We start from the raw sequence: 22,492 nt of genomic DNA, 5'->3' as shown, positions 1-22,492 counted from the left end.
ACGGACTGCATGGCTGACGAGAGAAGAACCTCTGATGACAACGCCGGAAAAACTCGGCAGAGCACGAAGACGGCAGCCGCCAAGGGGCGGTCCACTGCGAATACAGGGGCGCGCAAGGTGAACACCACCGCACAGAAGGCCAAGCAGGAATCGGCTGAGGCCAAGCAGGAGTCGGCTGAAGCTGCCGAAAAGGCCAAGGGATCCGCCGAGGAGGCGGCCGACGCCGCCGGTACTGGTGCGCGTTCCTTCGGTGTCGCGACACAGCGTGCGAAGCAGGCGGCGGCCGCGGGTATCGAGAGTGGCGGCAAGACGGTCGCATCGGCCACCGGCAAGGTCGCTTCAACGGCAGTCGCCGGCTGGACCCTGGTGAAGAACCGCAAGGCCATTGCCGCAGGTGCCGCCGCAGGTGTGGTCAGTGTGGCCGGACTTTCCTTCACCGCCGGGCGCCGGACAGCGAAGATCCAGGGCGGACCGCTGACTCGGCTGACGCATGGACGGATCTGACTTCAGCCTCATAGACCGCCAACCACTTCAAGTCCCAAGGCGTGGCGCCGCGTGCCGGTGCCCGCACGCCGATGCGGGTGTGCGGGCACCGGCCATTCGTGTCCTGTCCTTCACCTCACCCTGTCCTTCACCTCACGAGGAGGGCACCGTGTCCTCGAAGGCGGTGCCCGCGCTGCGGTATGCGGCCACCTTGGCGGCCACCTGTGCGGGGGTCAGGACCTGATCCTTGACGTGCAGGACGTAGTCCACCTGCTGGTCGTACGCGCGCGGGCTTGTGCTGGTCTGTCCGGCGAGGTCGATCAGCCACTGGTTGAAGTTGATCGACATGGGCCGCTCCGGCAGATACGCGGCGTCGTGCGTGCCGAACGGCTGCCCGTCGACGTAGTACTTGATGGAGTTGTTGTCGATCGTCACGACCAGGTCGTGCCAGCCCGCGTAGCTCTGCCGGCTCTCGGTGTGCTGGTTGACTGCCTGCCAGGGGTCCGGGTTGTAGGTCTCCCAGGACGTCGTGTACAGGATGTTCGACGGCTCGCCCCAGCCTCCGTTGGGCAGGTACTCGAAGTCGTACTCGGCGTAGTCGTCCGCCATCGGCGCCTTGAGGTCGTTGATGGTGAAGAACGTCTGCACCAGGTGGTCCCCGTCCGGACCGCTCTTCGGCGCGTCGCTGAACTTCACACGCGCCGCGTACGTGCCGTTCTTGAACTTCATGGCCTTGGTGAGCACTTCGGTCTGCTTGGTGCTCTCGCCCGTTCCCGCCGTCGACGTCTCCAGGTTCATCACGGAGTTGCCGCCGGAGGCGGAGAACGTCACGTTCTGCGGCGCCCAGGTGGCACCCGGCACCCCGGGGCCACCGGAGTTGGAGCGCACGTTCCAGCCGTGGGCTGAGATGGCCGGGTCGTCGTACTTCGTGTAGTTGAAGTCGTCGAAGAGGCTCGCTCCGGAGCCGGGCGGGTCGGTGGGGTCGGTCGGGTCTGTCGGGTCCGTGGGGTCGTTGCCTTCGGGGGCGGTGCCCCAGACCGTTGCTCCGTCAAGTTGGGCGGTGACCTTCGTCCAGTTCGCGTACGAGTTCTGCGCGGCGCCGAAGGAGTAGTCGTCGCTCTGGTTCAGCGACTGCCAGTCGGAGCGGTGGAAGCGGAGCTGGAGGTCGCCGCTGTCGGCTCCGGCGGCGAGGGAACCGGCGCCCGACGTGAAGCCGATCTCCAGGTAGCGGTCGGCGGTGGCGGTCGGGTGGGCGAGCGTGCCGAACGTACCGGTGATGTTGCCGCAGCCCTTCACGGCCCACGAGCAGGCGAAGCGGTAGGTGGCGCTCGCGGAGTCGGCCTTGAAGTAGTAGCGCAGCTTCACGCCGCTGAGTGCCACGGTGGACGTGCCGGTGTTCTTCACCTTGAGCCACGGTTCGGCCTGGTCGCTGCCGGTGGAGCCGGTGTGGTACTGCACCGACACGTCACCCGACGCAGAGCCCGAGGCGGCGGCGCCTGCCTCCGTGCTGGGCAGCGCGGCGAGACTTGTGCAGCCCAGCAGGGCGGCGAGAGCGTAGCGTGCCGATCTCGTGAGCGCGGTGCGTGAGCGCTTTCGTGCAGGACTCATCTCGGTTCCTCTCCGAAACGGTGGGGGACGGGGACGTACGGGTCGAACGGTCCGTGCCGCACGCCGAGTGCGGCGAGCCTGGCGCCGTGTGCGATCAGGCGTGCGCGTGCCTGGGGCCAGGGCGAGGCGCCGTGCCACGCTCGGTCGGCGAGCGCGGCGAGGCGGGGGAAGGCCAGGTAGTCGACGTGACCAGCGGTGGGGGCGAACTCGGTCCACAACTGGGCTTGCACGCCGAGGAGTTCGCCGCCCTCGGTGGTGGGGTCGGCGGGTGGCTCGTGGTCGTGAACGGCCCGCAGATCGACCACGGTGCCGGGCTGGGCGGGTGGTTCGGCCGGGGATGTGGACTGGGCGTAGTCGAGGTAGGTGGCGCTGTGGTGGCTGCTGACCACGTTGTGGCCGCGTTTGAGGGCGATGCGGGTGTGCTCGGGATCGCGCCAGGTCATGACGGTGAACTCGGGCGGAAGGCCCTCCCCTGTCTCGGCCCACGCGGTCGGGATCCGGCCGCGCTCCAGAAGGTGGGTGCCCATCCGGCCGAGGAACCAGCCTCGTAACTCGCCTGGCCCTGACAGCCCTTCCGTCTCGATGCGCTGCCGTGCGGCCGGGCTTGTGGCCCACTCGGTCGTGGGGCATTCGTCGCCGCCGACGTGCACATGCGGGGAGGGGAATACGTCCAGGACGGTGTCGAGGACGGTGCGGCAGAAGTCGAGGACGGGCTCGTGGACGCCGAGGACTGTGTCGCACACGCCCCAGCGGGTCCACACGTCGAGCCGGCGGCCCGGTACGGTGCCGAGTTCGGGGTAGGCGGCCAGGGCCGCGCGGGTGTGGCCGGGCATCTCCACTTCGGGCACGATCGTGACGCCGCGGGCGGCGGCGTAGGTGACGAGGTCGCGCAATTCCCTGCCTGTGTAGGCCCCTTGGTGCGGGGTCCCGTCGAAGGCGTCGGACCCGGCGGGGCCCACCATCGACTGTGCACGCCGTCCGCCCACCTCGGTCAGCAGCGGATAGTCGGCGACCGGCAGGCGCCAGCCCTGGTCGTCGGTGAGGTGCAGATGCAGCACGTTCAGTTTGTGCAGGGCCAGCAGATCGACGTAGCGGCGCAGGAACGGCACGGGCTGGAAGTGGCGTGCCACGTCGAGCATGAAGCCGCGCCAGGCGCGCCGCGGTACGTCGGTGATCTCGACGCAGGGCAGTTGCCAGGGCACGCCCGGCCGCGGACCGTTCGCCAGGGCCTGGGCGGGGAGCAGCTGCCGTATCGTCTGGATGCCGCGCAGCAGGCCGGTGGGGTGGGCGGCTCGCAGCAGCACGGCGTCGGGCGAGATCGTCAGGCCGTAGCCTTCCGTGCCGAGACCGCTGAGACCTGGGTCGTGCGCGAGGACGAACGGCCCGTCGGGGGCGGCGGTGAGCGGGAGTCCGGTGGCGGGTGCGATGAGGGTGCGCAGCAAGGTGGCGGCGGGTTCGGCGCCCGGTGTGATGCGAAGCGAGGTGTCTTGGTCGAGGGTGAAGTGGCCTGGTCGGTGGGTCAGTTGGGTGGGAGCGGGTACGAGCGCGGGGCGGGGCGCGGGCACGGCGGACCTCCGGTGCGGGCGTGGGGATGCGGGACGGGCGCGGTGGCGGGTCAGCCCTTGACGGCGCCGGCGGCGAACCCGGATGTCACGTGTCGCTGCAGCAGCAGGAAGATCGCCAGCGCGGGCAGCGCGAACAGGGTCGAGGCGGCCATGGTGGCGCCCCAGTCGGTGCCGAACGTGTTGTGGAACGAGGACAGCCACACCGGAAGCGTCCGGTGGTCCTGCTGCTTGATGATCAGGAAGTTGGCGTAGGCGAACTCGTTCCACGCCGTGATGTAGCCGAACAGCGACGTTGCCATGAGACCGGGCGCGAGCAGCGGGAACGCCACATGCCGGAACGCGCCGAACCGGGTGCAGCCGTCGACCTGTGCCGACTCCTCCAGCTCAGCCGAGATCGTCGCGATGAATCCGCGCAGCACGACCACGGTGAAGGGAAGCGTCATCATGAAGTAGACAAGAGTCAGTGTCGGCAGCCGGTCGAGCATCCCGGTGTCCCGGGAGATGATGTAGACGGGGATGATCAGGGACTCCCACGGTGCCATCTGCGCGATGAACACCATGAGCATGAACTGACGGCGTCCGCGCCAGCGCATCCGGGCCACCGCGAACGAGGCACCGAGGGCGACGAGCAGGGCGAGGGCGACGGCAGTCAGGGTGACGAGCACGCTGTTGCGCCAGAACAGGGCGAATCCGTCCGCGTCGATGGCTCGCCGGAAGTGGTCGAACGTCCAGCTCTGCGGGAGCAGTTGGGGGTTGTCTGACTGGATGTCACGTGACGGTTTGAAGGCGGTGGTGACCATCCAGTAGACGGGGAAGAGGCAGACGACGACCGTCACGGTGGCGGCGATGTTGAGCGGCAGGCGGCGCAATGCGCGTACGCGCGAGGTCGTCACAGCTCGTTCTCCTGTCGGAACATCTGGCGGAAGTAGGCGACAAGGACGCCGGACATGAGCAGCACGGTCAGCATCGACGCGGCCGATCCGAGGTCGTAGCGCTGCTGGGCCAGTGCGGTCTGCACGGCGTAGACCGGCAGGATCGTCGTGGCGTCGCCGGGGCCGCCGCGGGTCATCACCCAGATCTGCACGAACGCCTTGAACGTCCAGATGACTTCGAGAGAGAGCACGAGCATGAAGATCGGCCGTACGATCGGCAGGGTGACGGAGTGGAAGATCCGGAACCCGGACGCGCCGTCGATGCGCGCGGCCTCGTAGAGCTCGGCGGGCACGGTGGTCAGCGCCGAGTACAGCGTGATGGCGGCGAACGGCACCGACTGCCACACGACCAGGGTGACGAGGATGGCGAACGCCGCCGGTCCGTGGGCCAGCCACGGATAGCCTTCGAACCCGCTGAAGCCGAGGCCGGTGAGGGCGTGGTTGACGATCCCGAACTCGGAGTGGAAGAGCCACTGGAACACGGTGGTCGCCGCGACTACGGGCATCGCCCAGGCGAGCACGAGCGCGCTGAGCACGGCCGTGCGGCCGAACCGCCCGAGCCGCTCCACCATCAGCGCCACGAGTGTCGACAGGATCATGATCAGTGCGACGTTCACGGCCATGAAGAGGAAGGTGCGGCGCACCACGGCCCAGAACCGTGGGTCGGAAAGCAGTGCCGTGTAGTTGTCGAAGCCGGTGAAGTGCGCCTCACCGAGGATGAGTTGGCGCAGACCGAAGTCCTGGAAGGAGATCAGGACGGCCCGCGCCAGCGGGTAGACGAGCAGGTACAGCATCCCGAGGACGGCGGGCGCCACGAGCAGGTACGGCCAGATGCCGGACATCGTGGCGCGGCGCTTGGCGGTGACGGGCGTACGCCGAGGCGGTCGGGACACCACTGGGTCGCGGACGATCGTCACGGCGCACTCCTCTCGGTGTGAGTTCTCGGTGTGAGTTCTCGGTGCGGGGTTTCGGTGCGGGGTTTCGATGCGGGCCGGTCAAGGGGCGGGTCAGGAGCCGGACTTCATGGCGTTGGTGATGGCGTCGGACGCCTCGGCAGCCTTGCGCTTCGGATCGCCTCCGGTGAGGACGGCCGTCAGGTAGTCCTTGATGGGGTTCTTGGCTTCGACGGCGGCCCAGCCCGGCGTGTTCGGCGTCGCGTGGCCGACGGCCGCTCCGACTGCCATGGCGGAGGCGCCCGGATCGTCGGCGACCGCGCCGGCGAGCGTGGTCTTGTTGGGGACGTAGCTCATGGCGACGGCGAGCTTCTTCTGCCATGTGTCGCCGGTCAGTTCCTTGACGAAGGTGTACGCGGCGTCGTGGTGCTGCGACACCGTCGGGATGACCAGGTCGGAGCCGCCCGTGAAGACCGCGCCCGGGGTGTCCGCCGTCTTGCCCGGGATCGGGAAGAAGCCCAGCTTGTCCTTGAGTTCGGGGTTGTTCTGGGCGATGACGTTGGCTCCGCCCGGCGTGCTGATGATCTGTGCGATCTGGCCCTTGGCCATGACCTCGGCCTGCGGCGGCTGCGCCTCGTCGGAGTCCTTCGGGCCCTTGCCGAGGGCCTGAAGCTTCTTGTAGAAGGCCATGGCTCGCAGCGCCTCGGGGCTGTCCAGCGAGCCCTTCCAGGTGCCGCCCGACTTGGTGGCGAGGTCGCCGCCCTCGTCCCAGACGAAACCGGCGTAGGTGTACCAGTTCTGCCCGGGCAGGTAAATGCCTTGCTGTGAGCCCTTGTTGAGCCTCTTCGTCGCGGTCACCCACTGGTCGCGGGTCTTGATCGCGGCGGTGTCGACGCCGGCCTTCTCGAAGAGGTCCTTGCGGTAGATGACGACGCGGTTCGCCGCGTAGTACGGGATGCCGTACTGCTTGCCCTGCCAGGCTCCCGGCTCGGCGAGTCCCTTGAGCCAGGCGTCGCCGCCGAGGTCGTCGACCTCGTCACTCAGGTCCAGCAGACCGCCGCTCTGCGCGAACTGAGCGACCTGGGTGTTGCCCGTCTCGATGACGTCGGGGGCGTCGTTGCTGGCCAGCGCGGCGGTGACCTTCTCGCCGATGCCGTCCCACTCCTGGATCTGGATACGTACGTCGATGTCCGGGTGCGCGGCTTCGAAGCCCTTCTCGAAGTCCTTCTGGAAGGCGGACGAGACGCTGTCGCGCATGAGCCACACATCGATCGCGGTCTTCCCACCGCCGGCAGATTCCCCGTCACCGGAGCCGGACGAACAGGCACTGAGCCCGGCGACCGCGACGAGCGCGGACACACCGGCAAGTAAACGGAACTTCACGGTTCACCTCTGGGGTGCCGGACCTGACCAGCTGCTAACTGGTCAGGTGACCTCTGGTGAGGGAGAAAGCTGGCATAGACCAATGCATGCGTCAACCCCCGCTGCAACCAGGGGAGTTAATGTTTTGGCTTTCGATCTCCCCGCTTCCGTGGTCAACTGTGGTCAACTGGTCAGACAGCTGGTTGTACGGCAGGAGGGGGCGGGCGGTGGCGACCGACGCGAACGACGCGGGCGGGACAGCAAAGGCGGGGGTCGGTCGGCGCTCCTCAGGAGCGGTGCTCAAGCGGGAACGGGTCCGTGACCACCTTCTGCAGCTCATCGAGTCACAGCGCCCCGGTGATCCCATCCCCTCCGAGCGTGCGCTCTGCGCGGACCTGGGCGTCTCGCGCCCCACCCTGCGCGCGGCCGTCGACGAACTGGTCGCAGCGGGCGTTCTCGTCCGCGAACACGGGCGTGGCATGTTCGTCGCGCCGGAGAAGATCACCCAGGAACTGATCTCGCCCGCGCACGGGCTGAAGGTGCCGCGCGCGGGGGGCGCCTGGTCCAGCCGGCTCCTGGAGTTCACCACCATCCAGGCCGGCGCCCGCGTCGGCCGCAAGCTGCACCTCTCCCCCGCCGCCCACATCGTCTACGTAGCCAGGCTGCGGCTCGTCGACGGCGCCCCGATGGCCATCGAGCACCTGCACATCCGAGCTGATCTGGTGCCCGGCCTCTCCGCGCAGGAACTGGAGAGCGGCGATCTGTACGAGCACTTGAGCGCACATCACGACGTTCATGTCCGCGAAGCGACCCAGACCATCGAGCCGACGGTGGTGACCCGGGCCGAGGCCGAGGTGCTCGAAGTGCCCGAACTCTCCCCCGCTCTGCTGGTCGAGCGGCTCACCTCGGACCATTCCGGCATCCCGGTCGAGTACGTCCACTCGCTGTACCGCGGCGACCGCTACCGCATCGTCTCCCGGCTCACCCTCGGCCCGGCCGCGACCGCGACCGCGCCGGAACAGCTGGCCAGCCACCACCCCGGCATCCCACCCGGCGACTTCGCCCACCGGGACACGGTCGCCTCCTCGACCCACGGCGATGTGCAAGACATCTGAACAGGGCACTCGCCGACTCCTGACGGGCCGTCGACGTCCGCAGTGCACAGCCGGTGGAACCGCCATGCCCTCCCCGGGCATGCGGGATTCCCCCTACTGCCCGGCAGACGCTCGGCAGGTCAGGTCCTTGGCCGGGAGCCTGCCCGTGGTGAGGTAGACCGTGGCGCTCCTGTCTGCGCAGGAGTTGGTGCCGTGGACGATGTGTCCCTCTCCTCCGGCGACGGTGACCATGCGGGAGCCGCGCAGGGCCCGGTGCATGGCCCGGGCGGCGGCCAGGGGCGTCTGGGAGTCCCACTCGTTCTGCACGATCAGCACTCTGCTGCTGTTGTCCACCGGGGTCGCGGGCTCGCTGCCCGGCGTCCAGAAGGCGCACGGCTTGATGGTGGACGCGAAGTCGCCGTACAGCGGATACCGGGCCCTGTCGCGGATGGCGTCACCGCGGTACCGCTCGGGATCGCGCGGCCACGATGCGCGGGTGTCGGCGCACAGGACTGCCCAGGCGCTCGCGGCCTCGTTGTCCGGGGGAACGACGTCACGGGCGAACGCCGACGGGGGCGAGGCCGAGGCCAGGGTCGGGGTCGGGGTCGGGGTCGGGGTCGGACGAGGTGTGCCGGACGGGCCGGACGGGCCGGACGGGTCCGGCTTCCCGCCCCCGGCCGCCGCCCGCTTCAGCCCGGCGACCCATTCGGCGGCCTCCCGGACGCGGAAGAACGTGGCGCGTCCGGCGCGGATGCCGTCCCCGGTGAGGGGAGTCCCGTTGTCGTCGATGGGCCTGCGGTCGGCCCGGGCGACCAGGTCCCAGAAGGTCTTGCGGACCTGAGCCGGGGTGCGGCCCAGGTGGTACGTCGCGTGCCGCCGGGCGGCCCATGCGCTCCATCGCGCGAACGCGGGCTCGGTCGCCTGCGCCATCTCCGGAACATGCCCCGCCCGTACTCCGCCGGGTCCGCCGCACTGTCCAGTACGAACCGGTCGGCGCGCCAGGGGAACATCTGCGTATAGACGGCGCCGAGGTAGGTGCCGTACGAGAAGCCGAGGTAGGAGATCTTCTCCTCGCCCAGCACGGCACGAATGACGTCCATGTCGCGAGCGGTGTTGCGGGTGGTGAGATGCCGCAGCCTGTCGCCCTCCCGGGCCCGGCACTTGGCGGCCACCGCGCGTGCCCGCCGCACGTCCTTCGCGAAGGTCTTGGCCCGGTACGCGGGCTCCGCGTCCTGCTCATCGCGCGTCAGACCGCAGCCGGATCGCGTGATCGCCGCCGATCCAGGTACCGCTCGGTCCGAGGGGCGTCTCCAGAGCTAATACGGTGGTCCGATGATGTCGATCAAGAAGTTCCAAGTCACCTTCGACTGCGCGGAACCTGAGCGCCTCGCCCGTTTCTGGTGCGAGGTGTTGGGCTATGTCGTACCGCCGCCACCGCAGGGGTTTGCCACGTGGGACGACTTCAAGCGCTCCCAGCCACCTGAGCAGCAGGATTCATGGTTCGCATGCGTCGATCCCTCAGGTGAGGGCCCGCGGCTGTACTTTCAGCGCGTTCCCGAAGGGAAGGCCGCCAAGAACCGGCTGCATCTTGACGTGCGCGGCCGCGGGCCTGACAGCGCGCCGACGGTATCTGTACGTCAGCCGGAAGGCGCGCTGTTCAGCAGATCGGGGTACACGCCCCACTCTGGAGGGTGACGCAGCTGGCTTGAAAGAAATCGTTTCAGCAAGGGTGAGGCGCCGCGCCGTCTCATGCCAAGGAATCACGACGTGCCGAGATCAAGCCTGTTTCTCTCCCTGCTGGTTGCCTCGCTCCTGGGCCTGGGCGGCATTGCCGCCGGACCTGCCGTTGCTGAAGATGTCAACCGTGCGCCGACCGGCTGCCCACGCGTAGAGGTAGACGCCGATGCCAACAGCGGATGGGTGCAGACCGCGCGCGTACACCTGCGTATTCGCGAGCACCCCACGACCCGCAGCCGTGTACTGGGCCATCTTCGGCCGTGCACGGTCATCGCCGTCAGCCGCAGCCAGGCGGGCCAGAGAATCGGCAACACCCGTACCTGGTACAAGCTGCAAGGGCAACGAGGCTGGGTCAGCGGCGCCTACGCACGCACCCTGCGCCCCGTGCTCACCAGTTGAGACGGGTAGGTACGCGAGCGCCACGGCCGGGCCCAGGGTTCTGGTCGGCCGGTCAGTCGTCAGTAGGGCCGTCGTGGACCGCCGCGATGAGCAGGGCGACGTCGTCGTGGCCGCCGGGATGCCGCTGGACGGTCAAGAGCCAGTCGCAGGTCTCCTCCAGTGACACGTCGGGGATGGCGTCGAGGTGGGTGAGCAGGTTCTGCAGTCGGGTGTCGATGTCCTGGTCGCGGGTTTCGACGAGACCGTCGGTGTAGAGGAGGAGCCGGTCGCCGGGGCCGAGGTCGAGGGTGGTGGTGTTGAAGGGGACGCCGCCGACACCCAGGGGTGCGCCGGTGGGCAGGTCGATCACTACGGCGGGCTTACCGCTGCGGATGAGGACCGGGGGCATGTGCCCCGCGTTGGCTAGGTGGCACCGCTGGCGATGAGGGTCGTAGACGGCGTAGGTGCAGGTGGCGATGTAGTGCTCCAGTCCGCTGGTGATCTTGTCCAGGTGGTGGAGCACCTGGGCAGGGCCCAAGTCGAGTTCGGCGAAGGCGCAGGTTGCGGTGCGCAGGCGTCCCATGGTTGCGGCGGCGTCGATGCCGTGGCCCATCACATCGCCCACGACCAGCGCGGTCCTGTCATGGGCGAGGGGGATGACGTCGAACCAGTCACCGCCCACTTCGTTGGCGGACCTGGCCGGCTGGTAGCGGGAGGCCACCTCCAGGCCGACCAAGGGTGGTGGACGATCCGGCAGCAGGCTGCGTTGGAGAGTGATGGCGGTGTTGCGGACGCTTTGGAACCAGCGGGCGTTGTCGATGCTGACGGCCGCGCGCATGGCCAACTCCCCAGCCAGCACGGCGTCGTCGTGGTCGAAGGGGCAGGGGTTACGGGTGCGTTTGAGGTCCAGGGCGCCGATCACCTCGCCACGGGCGATCAGCGGTACGGCGAGGTAGGAGTGAACGCCGGCGCTGTGCAGGAGGGTTGCCGCCTGGGCGCTGCGGGCGATCTGCGGCAGGTCGTCGGCGTCGACGTGCGGAAGGAGGACGGGCCGACCGGTGCGGACGCATTGTGTGACCAGGCGGTCCTCTGCGTACGCGGCGATGCTGCCGGGGCTGTCCGCGGCGTCGACGGCCGGGCTGGGGTGGGCGGCGGTCAGGGCCAGTGCCCGGAAGACCGTAGGGCCACCATGGCCCACTGTCGCTGGGCTGCCTTCCAGGACGGAGTCCAGGATGTCGACGGCGGCGACATCGGCGAGGTCGGGGACAGTGAGGTCGGCGAGTTCATGGGCGGTCTGGTAGAGGTCGAGGGTGGTACCGATCCGGACGGAGGCATCTGCGATGAGCGCCAGCCGGCGCCGCGCACGGTCAGCTTCCAGGGACGCTCGGTGGCGTTCGGTGGTGTCCACGAGTGAGACGGCGATGCCCAGCACGTGTCCGTCCGAGGCTTCCAGCCGGTAGTACGACGTGGACCAGGCGTGATCGTTGTCCGGGTCGGCCGGGGTGCGGCCGCTGCTGGCCTGGTCGACGATCGGAACACCGGTGGAGAGGACCTGGCGCATAGCGGCCTCGATCGCGTCGACACGCAGGGTGGGCAGGACATCGCCGATGCGGCGGCCGAGGTGTTCCTCGGCGGAGACGCCGTTGATCCGCTCCAGTGCGGGGTTGACAGCGACGTAGCACAGGTCGGTATCGAGCACGGCAAGGCCGATGGGCGACTGGGCAACGAGCCGGTCGGACAGCGCCAGGTCCCGCTCCACGGCGCGCAAGGTGGCCTGATCGCTGGCCAGGCCCAGCGCGTACAGATCCCCCCGGTCGTCCTCCAGGCGCATGTTGCGGAACTCGACCATCCGGCTGGAGCCGTCTTTGTGCCGGACGGGGAAGACCCCCGCCCAGCTCCCGCCACTGCCCATGACCTCGGCGAACAGCTGGCTGACCAGATCCAGATCATCTTCGTGGACCATCAGGCGAGCCGCGTACCGGCCCAGTGCTTCGCCCGCCGTGTAGCCGAACAGCTGCTCGGCCTGCGGGCTCCACAGCACGATACGGCCCTCGGCGTCCAGGACCACCGCTGCGATACGCAGCGAGTCCATCAGGGCACTGGGCGGATCCGGCCCGGCCCTCGGCTGCCCGAAGGCTGATCGCCGAGCTTGAGTCTGGCCCATTCCCAGCCCTCCCTTCGCTCCCCGGATGCCGCGTCGGCTGTGACCGCCTTCTTCCATGGTCCGCCCAAACTGCTCAGTACCCCAGCCCAGCCCTGATCGCCTGCGGAACCGAGGCGGCGTGCGAGGCGATGATTGCGTAGTACACGCGTTAATCCCCGCTGCCGGTACTCGTCGATCAGATCGAGTCGTCGAGCGATGGATCCTGGTCAGCGCTCTCCCAGTACAACATCGTCTCGTAGAGCCGCCGCCCCATCACGTCTGCCGCGTTGCGCCCGATGGACACTGACGGCATAGCCGCCGCCCTCGTAGGGGTGGGCGTCCCACGTCGCGAAGCGGTCGACGAGGGTGAGGCCGGCCGCGGCGCAGTAGGCGTCGTACTCGGGCAGGGTGATCGTGGGCGCTACCGGCAGGTGGGCTTCGTCCAGGCCGAATCCGGCGACCATGAAACCGCCTGGACGCAGGGCCGCCGCCAAGCGGCTGACCACCGTGGCTTCGGTACCCGTAGCAAGGAGCGGGAAGATGTTGCCGGCGGCAACCACGAGGTCGAAGCCTGCGGCACCAGGGAGCTCGGACGTCTCCAACGTGGCCAAGTCCGCCTGGATCCAGGGCAGTTCGGGCGCCTGCCTGCGCGCCACGGCCAGCATGGAAGCATCGAGGTCGACCCCGACACAGTCGTACCCCAGCTCTGCCAACCGGATCATGACCCGGCCGGTGCCACACCCGGCATCCAGCACCCGCGCCCCCGCGGGCACCAGCGCGGCACACAACCGCGCCTCACCGTGCATGTCCTTGCCAGTGCCGGCCAACGCCGCAAAACGGGCGGCGTAATCCTCCCCGGACGTCCCACCAGTCAGTTCTTCCCAACGACTCATGACAGACACGGTAGACGCACGAGGCACGTGAGCAGCGTACGAGCGCTCGGAAGTGTGCGGCGCCGAGCCCATCTGGTCACTCGGCTCGATCGCTGGCAAGCACATCGGCCCGCCAGGCGCCGCCGGGGCCGGGACTCCCAGCGCTGCCCGCACCCGAGATCGGTCAGACGGGCGAACATGGCCCCCCACTGCGCGCGCACGGCCCGGAACGCCATGTCCTGCCTACCGCTTGCGCAGCAGCGCGCAGACGAGGTTCTCCTCCACGGTCCGCAGCCGTTTCAGGAGTTCCGGGTTGCTGCTCTTGTTGACCTGGGTGGTGAGGGAGACGGTCAGCGACCGCTTGCCGTCCGGGGCGGCCGCGATCAGTTGCGTGTAGCCGGGGAAGTTGCCTGTGTGGCCGTACACCACTCCGCAGCGGGTGGTGTACCGGAAGATGGCCAGACCGGCCTTGTTCTTGCCGGGTCCCGCGGGTTCGGACGCGCCGTTCACCCAGTTCAGCTGCTGATGGCGGGTCCGGTCGGAGATCAGCTTTCCGCCGGCGTAGCCGCGGATGAAGGCCGTCATGTCCTTCGGCGTCGAAATGATCCCGCCCGATGCCCACACGCCCGACGCACTCAGTACCTCGCTGAGGTCCTGTGGCGAGTTCGGCGGGTTCGGCGGGGTGCGCGGGTTCGGCGGGGTGACGTCGTAGCCGTGCATGTACGGCCTGGGCATCCGGTAACCCTGCGGCAAGCTGGTGCTGCGCAGGCCCAGCGGGCGGTACACGAGTTCGGCTAGCAGGTCTTCGTAGGGGCGGCCTGTCACCGCCTCCGCCATCAGTGCCACGGCGATGTTGTCGGAGTTCGAGTAGGTGTACCGGGCCCCCGGACGGAACACCAACGGCTCGTCGGCCACGAAGTCAAGCAGTCGGCGGGAGTCGAAGTGGCGGCGCGGGTTCTCGGTCACCGCGGCCAGGAACTTCGGGTCCGCGCTGAAGTCCGGAAGCCCGCTGGTGTGGTTCAGGAGCTGGCGCAGCGTAACCCGGTGCCATGCGCGCGGCAGCCGAGGAAGCACCTTGCCGATGGTGTCGTTCAGCCGCAGCTTCCCGCGGTCGACGAGCTGGAGGGCGACCGCGCCGCTGTACGCCTTGGCCGTACTGGCGATGCGCATGTGGTCGGTGGTCTTGATCGGACGGTCGGTCCCGGTCTTCGCGACCCCGGCCCGGTAGACCTCGGTGCGGGACCCGCGCTTGAGCACGGCGATCGCTCCCGGCGGTCCGCCGGGCGCGGTGGTCAGTTCCTGCAACTGCCGTCGCAGGGCGCGGTCGCCGTCTGCGGGAACCTCCGCGGCGTGGACCGGGGCCTGCCCCGGAGGAGCCATGCAGGCAGCGGCCAGCAGAGCGACAAGGGGCAGGCGGACCTTCGGAAAGCTGGGAACTGGCACGGAAGGACTCCTGAGACGTGAGCGCGGTGGGACGTCAGAACGACCAGCTGCCTTCAGGGCATCTGATCTTCTGGACCCACCGGCCTTCCAGCACCAACGTGCTTCTCACCGGGGCTCCTTCCGATTCATCCCATAACGTGATGTACAGAAACAAACCGCTACCCAAAGGTCTACGTGACGCGGCCGTATTGCGCCTCAACGAGTGACACGGATACGCCGCCGGTGGCTGCTGAGGCGCGACAGCATCGGGGTTTGAGTGCCGCCTCCTCCCCAAGCGGAGAACTATCTGGCGCAGGCGCAGGCGCAGGCGCTGCCGCAGGCACAGGTACACGCACAGGCGCAGGTGGGCGGCGAAGGTCGCGGCCGTACGGGAGAAGGAAAGACGATGCTGGATCTGTCGGAACTGTTCGGTGAGGGCTGGTGCGTGACGCTCACCCCCATGGGGGCCGCCCAGGCTCTCGAATGCTTGGGGGTGCGGGAGGCGTCCGTTGCCCCTGACGGCGTGGACATGGCCAGCCGGCGGCTGGGCGGGGATGGATCCCGGCACGCTCGCGGCCCTGTCCACGGACGGACGCGTGGCCGTCTCCGCGTTCCAGGACCCCAACCAGATCATGGTGGACGTCGCCGCCGACGGAGTCGTGCTGTGCGAACTGGACGTCATCGCCGGGTACTTCACTCCCCCGACCAGCAGTGAGCATTCGGCGGTGCGGGCTCTGCTGGCCGCGGGGTTCTCCCGCGATGACGAGCCGACAGGTCAGGCTGCCGCCCTCGGCTTCGCCGAGCGGGCCGTTCTCGCCCTGCGGGCCGTGTGACACTCCCTCAACTCCTGAAAGCTGCATAGCTGTTTTGCCGCATACCGGGGACTGCGGCCGGCGCCCAGGACGCGCCCGAGCCGGTTCCGGCGAAGGCTCCGGCCAAGAGCGCGAAGGCCGAGCCGGAGCAGACCCTCAAGATGAAGGTCGGCATCACCCGGCAGGAGCTCGCCGAGCTCCGCGCCAACGGCAAGGAAGCCCGCGACAAGGGATACAAGAGCCTCCCGGTGCCTGACGGCGGGGTGCGGAAGAACGAGGTGGCTCCCAACCGCACCTCGGGCAAACCGGCCAAGCCGGCCAAGCCGCTGACGGTCCTGGAGGGCGCCCGCGCATCGAACCAGGCAGCGGCCGACAACGCCAGAGGAGCAGCCCCCGCAGCCGAGGCCGGGGATGCGGGCGTCACGGCGGACGACGAGAACAACTACCAGGGCTGGGTTCCCATCGGCGATGAACCGAACGAGGAGCGATTGGACGCCTGTTATGAGGGCGATGGGGCCGGCACGGGCATCGGGCGGATCTACAACCGCTTCACATACTGCTCCCGCGTGGGCCTGTCGATCGAGTCCTGGGAGATCGACGGTTCCGGCGTCCCCGTCGAGCTGGAGGGCACCACCTCCGCGGACATGAAGATCTTCGGGCAGGGTGACGCCAAGAACCGCAGGACCCGCATCTTCGCCACGATCGAAGAGGACTCCGTCGACTACGACTGGGGTCCCATCGACGACTGGTGGACGGCTCCGAAGATCGCCTACAACCAGTGGTACGTCGAGGCGTTCACCGACAACAAGGCGAACAGGGACCACAAAAACGGTGCCTGCTTCAAGACCCGTCCTGAACGGGAGACGTACCGCGATACGGGCCTGCCCAACGGAACCGAGCGGTGGGGAGCATGAGCGCTGCCTGCCTGATGGTCATCCTTGGGCCCGTCGTGGCGCGAAGGCGGTCCGCTCCCGTCATGCGCGGGAGCGGGCGCCGATTCCCGCTCCCCCGCTCCCCCATCCGGGCCGGTTTCGACGCTCCCGGCGCCCCCAGCCGATGAGAAGCTGTGAGGACAACCCTGGGGCGGTGGGGGGCGGCTCGCAGCTGTTGGGCGGCTGGGTCGTTGAGCAACGGGCGGAGAAGAACGTGACGCCGGCAGAGGGACACGGGGCCGTGGAGGACGACAGGGAGCACGGGCGGGAAGCCCTCCTTGGCGGGCTACTGCGTGAGGTGAGACGTCAGGCGTCATGCGAGGCCGGACCGGACGTCGGCAAAATACTCGACTGGCTGCACCAGCAGACCGGCGTCGACGCCGCGGTGATCGCGGAGGACGCGGGCACGGTGGAGTCGTCCACGGCAGGCTTCCCCCGGAAGGTGCTGGCGCCACTCGCCGGGCTACTCGCGCGTCTGTCCGGTGGGCACCTGGCCGCGGCCGCGACACTGGCCGAAGAACTGCACGTGCGTTGTGAAGCCCTCGGACCTCACGGACCTCGCCCTGTACTCGTGGTGGTCTCCCGATCGGAGCCGACTTCGCAGACCGTCGCGCTGACGTCGCACACCGGCAGCGTGCTGGCCTTGTTGCGCCATGCAGAGGCCGGCGACCGGACTCGACGCGTCTACCACGAGAAGGCACGGCAGTTGCGGTTCGCCGTACTGCACGGGCTGTTGGCAGGGGGACCGCTGCTGGCCCGCCGGATGACGACCGGGGCCGTGCCCCCGCTGCTCGACGCCGATCGGCTGCGCATCCATCTGCTGCGCTGCCCTCCGGCCGACCGCGACCGTATCGCCCAAACCCATCAGGATCCTTCCGGCTACCAAGGGACGGCCCTGATGGTGCACTGCCCCGTGTTCAAGGAGCACTTGATCTGCCTCATCGCCGAGGACGAGGGCCAGGACGAGGACAAGAACGAGGGCGCAAGCAGTGACGGCGGTGACGGGAGTCCGGCTCGCGGGCTGGGTGACGTGCTGCGCCGTCTCGTCCGGGACAACCCACGCTACGCCCTGGGCGTCAGCGGCGTGCAGCCCCTGGACGCGACAGCCGAGGCCTACACGCAGGCCACTCACGCGTTGGCCGCCGCCCGTACAACTGCCGGCCGTGTGGCTTTCCACCAAGGTCAGACGCCTCTGACGGGCGTCCTTCCCCCTCAGCCCGCCCTCGCCTGGGCCCGCGCGCTTCTGCGGCCGCTGGACAACGCCCCCAAGACCAGCGCCGACATCACCCGCCTGGCCATCACCATGCCCCGTTCCGGCGTGGCCCGTCTGCTCGGCCTCAGCCGCAACACCGTCGCCGCGCATCTCAGACGGGCACAACACGCTCTCGGGCAGGACCTCGCCGACGTCCGCTCCCGCGCCGACGTCCACTTGGCCCTTACTCTCACCAGCTCTTGTCCGATCCCTGAACCCGACCTCCAACGGCCCCCTGCCCTGGACGACTTGCTGAGTACCGAGTCCGCCGTCGCCTGGGCGCAGACGGTCCTGCGGCCCTTGCAGGCCCGCCACCGCCGCACCCTCCAAACGTGGATCGACGCCAACACCGACGCCCAGCGAGCCGCTTACCGCATGAACATCAGCCGCAACACGGTCCGGGCGCACCTGCGTACCGCCGAGGCCGTCCTGGGCCTCGACCTGCTCACCACCAGCACCGGCACCCACGACGTCGTCCACGCGCTGCGCATCGCCGCGGCCCGAGCCATCTGAGCAACGTGCACAACCAGCGCCCGGAATTGAGCACCGTGCACATTGGCCTCATGGCACGGCGGCTTCTAGCGTAAGAGTGACCGCCCGCGTACGAGACACCGCCGAGCCCTGACCAGGATCGGCGGACCCGAACGCACGGGGCAGGCACCCGCATGCCCTGACACTTCGGCCGGCCCGAAGGGCGCCGGCAGCACCAGAACGCAGAGGTCCTGCGCGGGCAGGACAACGCCGTAGCGGACCATCGGGGGAAACCGTGCTGCGTATGCACTTCACTGTGGGAGATCTGTCACGGACCAGGGTCGCCGACGGACCGGACCCACTGTGGGAAATCGTCCTGAGCATGCACCAACTCCGCGAAGGGAGAAGGAAGTCCCGGATCGGCACCGCGGAACGGACATGTCCGGACCGGCGGCAGATGATGCGCGTGCTGACCCCGCTGATGCCGACCCGCGGCTACTTTCCGGATTTCCTCACCCCAGCGGCAGCGTCGGGTGGGCTGGAGAGCGGGATCGACGCCGTGCTGTCCACCCCGAAGCGCCGACTACGCGATGAACTCTCCCTGCTTGCGCAGCACAACCCGCTGCCCTCCTGGACCCGACGCCTCGCCGACGGCGATGTGGACACACTGCGCTGGCTGGGCCGGGCCCTGCACCGGTACCACAAGTACGTCCTGGGCCCCCGGTGGCCTGGCATCGCCGCCCGTGTCGAGGCCGACCGCCGGCACCGCACCGGGGTTCAGTGCCGCGCCGGGACCGAGGCGATGCTGCACAGCTTCGGGCCCATGCTGAGCTGGCAGTCCTCCGTGCTCTGCGCCGATTACCCGGTCGACAGGGACGTGCACTTGGGCGGGCGTGGGCTGCTGCTCGTCCCTTCGTACTTCTGCCGCCGTACGCCGGTCGCCCTCCTGAACGAACAGTTGCTGCCCGTTCTGGTCTACCCCGCCTGCCCGCCTGTGCCGGAGCAGGCGTGCACGCCACATTCCAGGCTGGCGCCACTCCTGGGGCACACCCGCGCCGCGGTGCTGCAGACACTCCAAGAGCCCCGCACTACCTCCGAGTTGGCCCACCATGCCGGTGTTTCGCTTTCATCGGCCAGTGAACATGCGGCGGTACTGCGCAACGCCGGACTGGTGGCCAGCGTACGAGAGCGCCAGCGGGTCCGGCACATCCTCACGCAACTGGGCGCCGACCTGCTCAACGCCGGTATGCCACCTGCCTGGCCCTAGCTCGGCTCTGTCGCTGTCGAGATCGATGAGTTGTCCGTCGACGACTTCCGCGAGAACCGCGCCCGGTCCACCCGCGTCCCAACCAGGAACGTAGGAACGGCACTAGTTGCGAGGAGCGACCATCCATGGCGGTCTCGGCCGGATTACATGTCAGCCCGGAATTTCCCGCGACGCTCGAGCGAATCGACGCAATCGGTGGGGCGCTTGACGCGGACGCGGACACGGCCGAGGAACTCGGCAGACACACCGAGGACACCGCACGGGCGTTGCTGGACGCCGGGGTCGTGAGGGCCGCACTGCCGCAGAACCTCGGGGGCCACGAGTTCTCCCCGCGCCAACTGATAGAGACAGTCGAGCGGGTCAGCTACCACGATGCCGCGGCCGGTTGGACGATGATGGCGCTGCAGTTGATGACCGGCACCACTGCGGCCTATCTCGATGCCGTTGCGGCGGCCGACTTGTTCCCGGATGTCGCGGGCGGGGAACACGCGTTGTTGGCGGGGCACGGCACCCGGCCCGGCCGGGCCGTCCCGGTCGAGGGTGGCTATCTGGTGAGCGGCAGTTGGCAGTTCGCCTCCGGTATGGCGCACGCCACCCATATCCACAGTGCGATCCAGGTCGAGGGCACCGGCGAGCTGCGGGTGCTGGCGATGCCGAAGGCGCAGGTGGAACTCGTCGACAACTGGGATGTACTCGGGCTGCGTGCGACGCACACGTATATCGCCACAACGACGGATCCGGCCAACGGTGGCTCGATCTACCGCCTCGGCTTGGTCAACATGTCCGCCATCGGGCACACCGGCTGGGCGTTCGGTGTCGGGCGGCGCCTGCTCGATGAACTGAAATTGGTCGCCGCGGCCAGATCCGGCACACGTAACGCCGCCGTCGACACCGCGCAGTTCCACGCGGCGTACGCGAGCGCCGAAGCCAAGCTTCGTTCGGCGCGGGCGTGGGCGATGGAGGTGTGGCACGGCATCGAAGTCACCCTGGATGCGGGCGCGTTGCCGAGTACCGAGCAGGACACGCTGCTCAGGCTGGCGCTCAACCACACGACGTGGACCGTGCAGGAGGTAGGTCAGACGGTGCACCGATGGGCTGGGACGGCGGCGATCCGGCGCGGGCCGATCGACCGGTTCCTGCGTGATCTCGGCACAGGTACCCAGCACATCACCTCAAGCCCCACGGTCCTGCAGAACTGCGGGAAATGGCTCAGCGGCGCACAGCCCCAAGCACACTGGGAATTTCTCGACTTGGCGCCGTGAGGCCACCGACCCACCGACCTTCCCATCGCCCGACGGGCCATGGGAGGGTCGGTGGGTCGAGTCAACGGCTCCGGATCGGGTAGCCGTGACGGCAGCCGTGACCTCCCGGGTCAGCGCATGAAGTTGCTGCAGTCGTCCTTGTCCACCCAGCGGTGCGAGCTGATCCTGTTGTCCGCGACGTATCCGGAGGAGAACCTGTCGAAGCCGTAGTCGTCGGCGCCGTCGACGAGGGTGGAGGCGTACTGCTCATTCTGGGTGAGGCAGATGTGTCCGCCGCTGTAACCGGTGAGCCGGTAGAACGCGACGGCGAGGCCGGACGTCCCCTTGTGCAGGAGCGACGTCGCGCGGTTCTCGTCATCGCCCTGGAATCCGCCCGTACTGTTGCCCCAGTCGGAGTCCACGCCCGACGACCTGCCGAGGTAACCCTCGCAGCGGTCGTTCCAGTAGGCATACATGTAGCCGTTGGCCGCGTTGTTGTAGTTGTCGGAACAGGTCGCGGCGGCCGGTGCGGCGGCCGGCTCATCGGCCTGTGCGGTGCCTGCGGGGACCAGCATTCCGAGCGTTGCGAGGCCGAGGCCCGCTGCTGTGGCCAGGGTTTTGCGCATGGTGCATCACTCCTTGTTCCGTGGGTGTTGTGGGTGCCCCGCAGCTGTGCCGCTGCGGAAGTTCGCCTTCGTAGACGCGGCTCGGCGTCACTTCTTCGAGTCGGTGATGTCCTCGGCTCGGGCCAAGGCGCCGGCTTCGATCGTTCGGCGCGTGGCGATGGCCTCGCTGTGACGTCGGGGAAGCTTCTTGGTGCGGTACTCGCGCTCCAGCGTGCGTGCCGTGTCGGCAAGTGCCGTCCGCTTCGCGCAGGTTGACTCGGCTACAGCCAGTTCCACTTCGATGGCGTGGGCCTTCGCGTCACTCTGTCCATCGACGAGCTCTTCGAGTTCGGCACGGACCGCCGGAGGATCGGCATAGGCGTGTCCCGCCTTGCGCATGCAGGCCGACCACGCCTTGAGCGCGGTCACGAAGCGCTCTTCGCGCAGCAGATCCGGAACGTACAGCGGAGTCAGGTTGTCGGTGGTCTTCTGGACGCGATACCAGGTCTCGTAGCTGCCGTACAGGCGCTCACCGGCGACGACGCGGCAGCTGTGGGCGGGAGTCCGGACCGTGCCACCCGTGGGCAGTTCGGCCGACAGCATCCGGCCGGTGTCGTCACCGTCGAGGGTCCTGTCGTAGCGGGCGCGTTCAGCGGTGGAGAGCTTGTCGAGGTACGCGAGATTCGGATCGGTCCGTCGGGCCTTCTCAGCCTTCTTCTCCAGTTTCCCGCCGTATCCGTACCGCTTCGCCCACGCGATGTCGTCCAGTGCGTAGCTCTGGCCTTTGCGTTCCTCGACGGTGGGTATCCGCGCCACCCAGTATTTGAAGCCCTTTCCCTCCATGCACTTCTTGACGAGCAACTCTTCGGCATGCCGGACCCGGATCCGCTCTGCGTCGGTCAGGTCCCGCGCACCGCTCCTGGAGGCTTCGGCCGAAGTGTCCCACTGCGGCTCAGTCGCGCTCGACTGCTCGCTCGTGCTGGTGGTGCAGCCGGCCATGGCGCATATGGCGATGACTGTGGCTGTGCTTGCCGAAACGAATGCTCGCCTCATGGTGCAACGCACTCCCCCGAGTTGTGGCGCTGGTTGGTCGACGCGCCGCTTTGCCCCTTGAGCATCTCTGAGGGGAACGGGGTCAGCCAGGCCTTGTAGCTATGCCTCAAAAGCGCAGGCGCCATGGGGGGAATCGAATGCTCCGTATCTACGAGCGAGGCACGGAGTGCGGGACGAGGAGTGCGGGACGCTGAGTGCGGGGGCGCTGAGTAGGGGGCGCGGGGCGCGGCCGTCGCGCCAGCTCCCCTGTAGCAACTCCCAGACAGTTTCTCCTTGTTGAGGACAAAGTATGGACGATACGAGGTGCGCTTCGTACGCTGGGCGTCGCTCTCGTACACAAGTCTGCGCCAGGCGCGGCGTCATGCCGTGG

19 protein-coding genes and 1 pseudogene are annotated in these 22,492 nt (G+C 68.5%); 9 read left to right on the top strand and 11 right to left on the bottom strand.

Annotated features, from left to right (window positions below; translation table 11 throughout):
• Window positions 1–9 precede the first annotated feature (9 nt).
• On the top strand, window positions 10–504 hold the full coding sequence (locus tag E5671_RS43330) for a hypothetical protein (RefSeq protein WP_160509676.1): 495 nt from the start codon (window positions 10–12) through the stop codon (window positions 502–504).
• 132 nt (window positions 505–636) lie between these two features.
• On the opposite strand, the gene E5671_RS43325 is transcribed toward E5671_RS43330, so the two are convergent.
• The 5 genes from E5671_RS43325 to E5671_RS43305 form a co-directional block, all read right to left on the bottom strand.
• On the bottom strand, window positions 637–2,091 hold the full coding sequence (locus E5671_RS43325) for a cellulose binding domain-containing protein (RefSeq protein ID WP_160509675.1): 1,455 nt from the start codon (window positions 2,089–2,091) through the stop codon (window positions 637–639).
• The gene (locus E5671_RS43320) at window positions 2,088–3,656 is read right to left on the bottom strand and encodes a family 20 glycosylhydrolase (RefSeq protein WP_160509674.1); all 1,569 of its coding nucleotides are present in this window, start codon (window positions 3,654–3,656) and stop codon (window positions 2,088–2,090) included. Before E5671_RS43320 ends, E5671_RS43325 begins: the two co-directional genes overlap by 4 nt.
• A gap of 50 nt (window positions 3,657–3,706) precedes the next feature.
• Complete coding sequence (locus E5671_RS43315; protein ID WP_160509673.1) at window positions 3,707–4,549, bottom strand: ABC transporter permease subunit; 843 nt, start codon at window positions 4,547–4,549, stop codon at window positions 3,707–3,709.
• Window positions 4,546–5,430, bottom strand: coding sequence for a carbohydrate ABC transporter permease (locus E5671_RS43310; protein ID WP_202122754.1), 885 nt, complete (start codon window positions 5,428–5,430; stop codon window positions 4,546–4,548). The genes E5671_RS43315 and E5671_RS43310 overlap by 4 nt, the downstream gene beginning before the upstream one ends.
• Window positions 5,431–5,595: 165 nt before the next feature.
• On the bottom strand, window positions 5,596–6,864 hold the full coding sequence (locus tag E5671_RS43305) for an extracellular solute-binding protein (RefSeq protein ID WP_160509671.1): 1,269 nt from the start codon (window positions 6,862–6,864) through the stop codon (window positions 5,596–5,598).
• A gap of 275 nt (window positions 6,865–7,139) precedes the next feature.
• Between E5671_RS43305 and E5671_RS43300 the strand changes: the two genes are divergently transcribed.
• Window positions 7,140–7,958, top strand: a complete 819-nt coding sequence (locus tag E5671_RS43300) for a GntR family transcriptional regulator (protein WP_336606089.1) — start codon at window positions 7,140–7,142, stop codon at window positions 7,956–7,958.
• Between the two features lie 93 nt (window positions 7,959–8,051).
• Here E5671_RS43300 and E5671_RS43295 read toward each other — a convergent pair.
• Window positions 8,052–9,193 (bottom strand): annotated as a pseudogene (locus E5671_RS43295) (alpha/beta hydrolase); the annotation flags it as partial.
• 76 nt (window positions 9,194–9,269) lie between these two features.
• On the opposite strand from E5671_RS43295, the gene E5671_RS43290 reads away from it, so the two are divergent.
• Window positions 9,270–9,632, top strand: coding sequence for a VOC family protein (locus tag E5671_RS43290; protein WP_160509669.1), 363 nt, complete (start codon window positions 9,270–9,272; stop codon window positions 9,630–9,632).
• Between the two features lie 72 nt (window positions 9,633–9,704).
• The gene (locus E5671_RS43285) at window positions 9,705–10,073 is read left to right on the top strand and encodes an SH3 domain-containing protein (protein ID WP_160509668.1); all 369 of its coding nucleotides are present in this window, start codon (window positions 9,705–9,707) and stop codon (window positions 10,071–10,073) included.
• A gap of 52 nt (window positions 10,074–10,125) precedes the next feature.
• On the opposite strand, the gene E5671_RS43280 is transcribed toward E5671_RS43285, so the two are convergent.
• From E5671_RS43280 to E5671_RS43265, 3 genes are all read right to left on the bottom strand, one after another.
• Window positions 10,126–12,216, bottom strand: coding sequence for a SpoIIE family protein phosphatase (locus E5671_RS43280; RefSeq protein WP_160509667.1), 2,091 nt, complete (start codon window positions 12,214–12,216; stop codon window positions 10,126–10,128).
• A 206-nt stretch (window positions 12,217–12,422) separates the two neighbouring features.
• Window positions 12,423–13,088, bottom strand: coding sequence for a class I SAM-dependent methyltransferase (locus E5671_RS43270; RefSeq protein WP_160509666.1), 666 nt, complete (start codon window positions 13,086–13,088; stop codon window positions 12,423–12,425).
• Window positions 13,089–13,310: 222 nt separating this feature from the next.
• Window positions 13,311–14,510 (bottom strand): serine hydrolase domain-containing protein, encoded by a 1,200-nt coding sequence (locus tag E5671_RS43265; protein WP_336606010.1) that lies wholly within the window; start codon window positions 14,508–14,510, stop codon window positions 13,311–13,313.
• Between the two features lie 533 nt (window positions 14,511–15,043).
• On the opposite strand from E5671_RS43265, the gene E5671_RS43260 reads away from it, so the two are divergent.
• The 5 genes from E5671_RS43260 (at window position 15,044) to E5671_RS43240 (ending at window position 20,485) form a co-directional block, all read left to right on the top strand.
• A complete protein-coding gene (locus tag E5671_RS43260; RefSeq protein ID WP_160509665.1) occupies window positions 15,044–15,322 on the top strand; it encodes a hypothetical protein in 279 nt (92 codons plus the stop codon).
• A 140-nt stretch (window positions 15,323–15,462) separates the two neighbouring features.
• Window positions 15,463–16,215, top strand: a complete 753-nt coding sequence (locus E5671_RS43255; RefSeq protein WP_160509664.1) for a hypothetical protein — start codon at window positions 15,463–15,465, stop codon at window positions 16,213–16,215.
• 232 nt (window positions 16,216–16,447) lie between these two features.
• Window positions 16,448–17,998 carry a helix-turn-helix domain-containing protein gene (locus tag E5671_RS43250; protein WP_336606009.1) on the top strand — a complete coding sequence of 517 codons (1,551 nt, stop codon included), beginning with the start codon at window positions 16,448–16,450 and terminating at the stop codon, window positions 17,996–17,998.
• A 262-nt stretch (window positions 17,999–18,260) separates the two neighbouring features.
• Window positions 18,261–19,223 carry a DUF5937 family protein gene (locus E5671_RS43245; RefSeq protein WP_202121484.1) on the top strand — a complete coding sequence of 321 codons (963 nt, stop codon included), beginning with the start codon at window positions 18,261–18,263 and terminating at the stop codon, window positions 19,221–19,223.
• Between the two features lie 125 nt (window positions 19,224–19,348).
• The gene (locus E5671_RS43240) at window positions 19,349–20,485 is read left to right on the top strand and encodes an acyl-CoA dehydrogenase (RefSeq protein WP_160509661.1); all 1,137 of its coding nucleotides are present in this window, start codon (window positions 19,349–19,351) and stop codon (window positions 20,483–20,485) included.
• 110 nt (window positions 20,486–20,595) lie between these two features.
• On the opposite strand, the gene E5671_RS43235 is transcribed toward E5671_RS43240, so the two are convergent.
• Together E5671_RS43235 and E5671_RS43230 are read right to left on the bottom strand one after the other, a co-directional pair.
• Entirely contained in the window at window positions 20,596–21,090 is a 495-nt protein-coding gene (locus E5671_RS43235) for a hypothetical protein (protein WP_160509660.1), read from the bottom strand.
• 87 nt (window positions 21,091–21,177) lie between these two features.
• Window positions 21,178–22,068, bottom strand: a complete 891-nt coding sequence (locus E5671_RS43230) for a hypothetical protein (RefSeq protein WP_160509659.1) — start codon at window positions 22,066–22,068, stop codon at window positions 21,178–21,180.
• Window positions 22,069–22,492 lie beyond the last annotated feature (424 nt).

Origin of the sequence: Streptomyces sp. BA2 (assembly GCF_009769735.1) — a bacterium.
Classification (GTDB): domain Bacteria; phylum Actinomycetota; class Actinomycetes; order Streptomycetales; family Streptomycetaceae; genus Streptomyces.
This window is presented reverse-complemented; position numbering and strand designations above follow the sequence as displayed.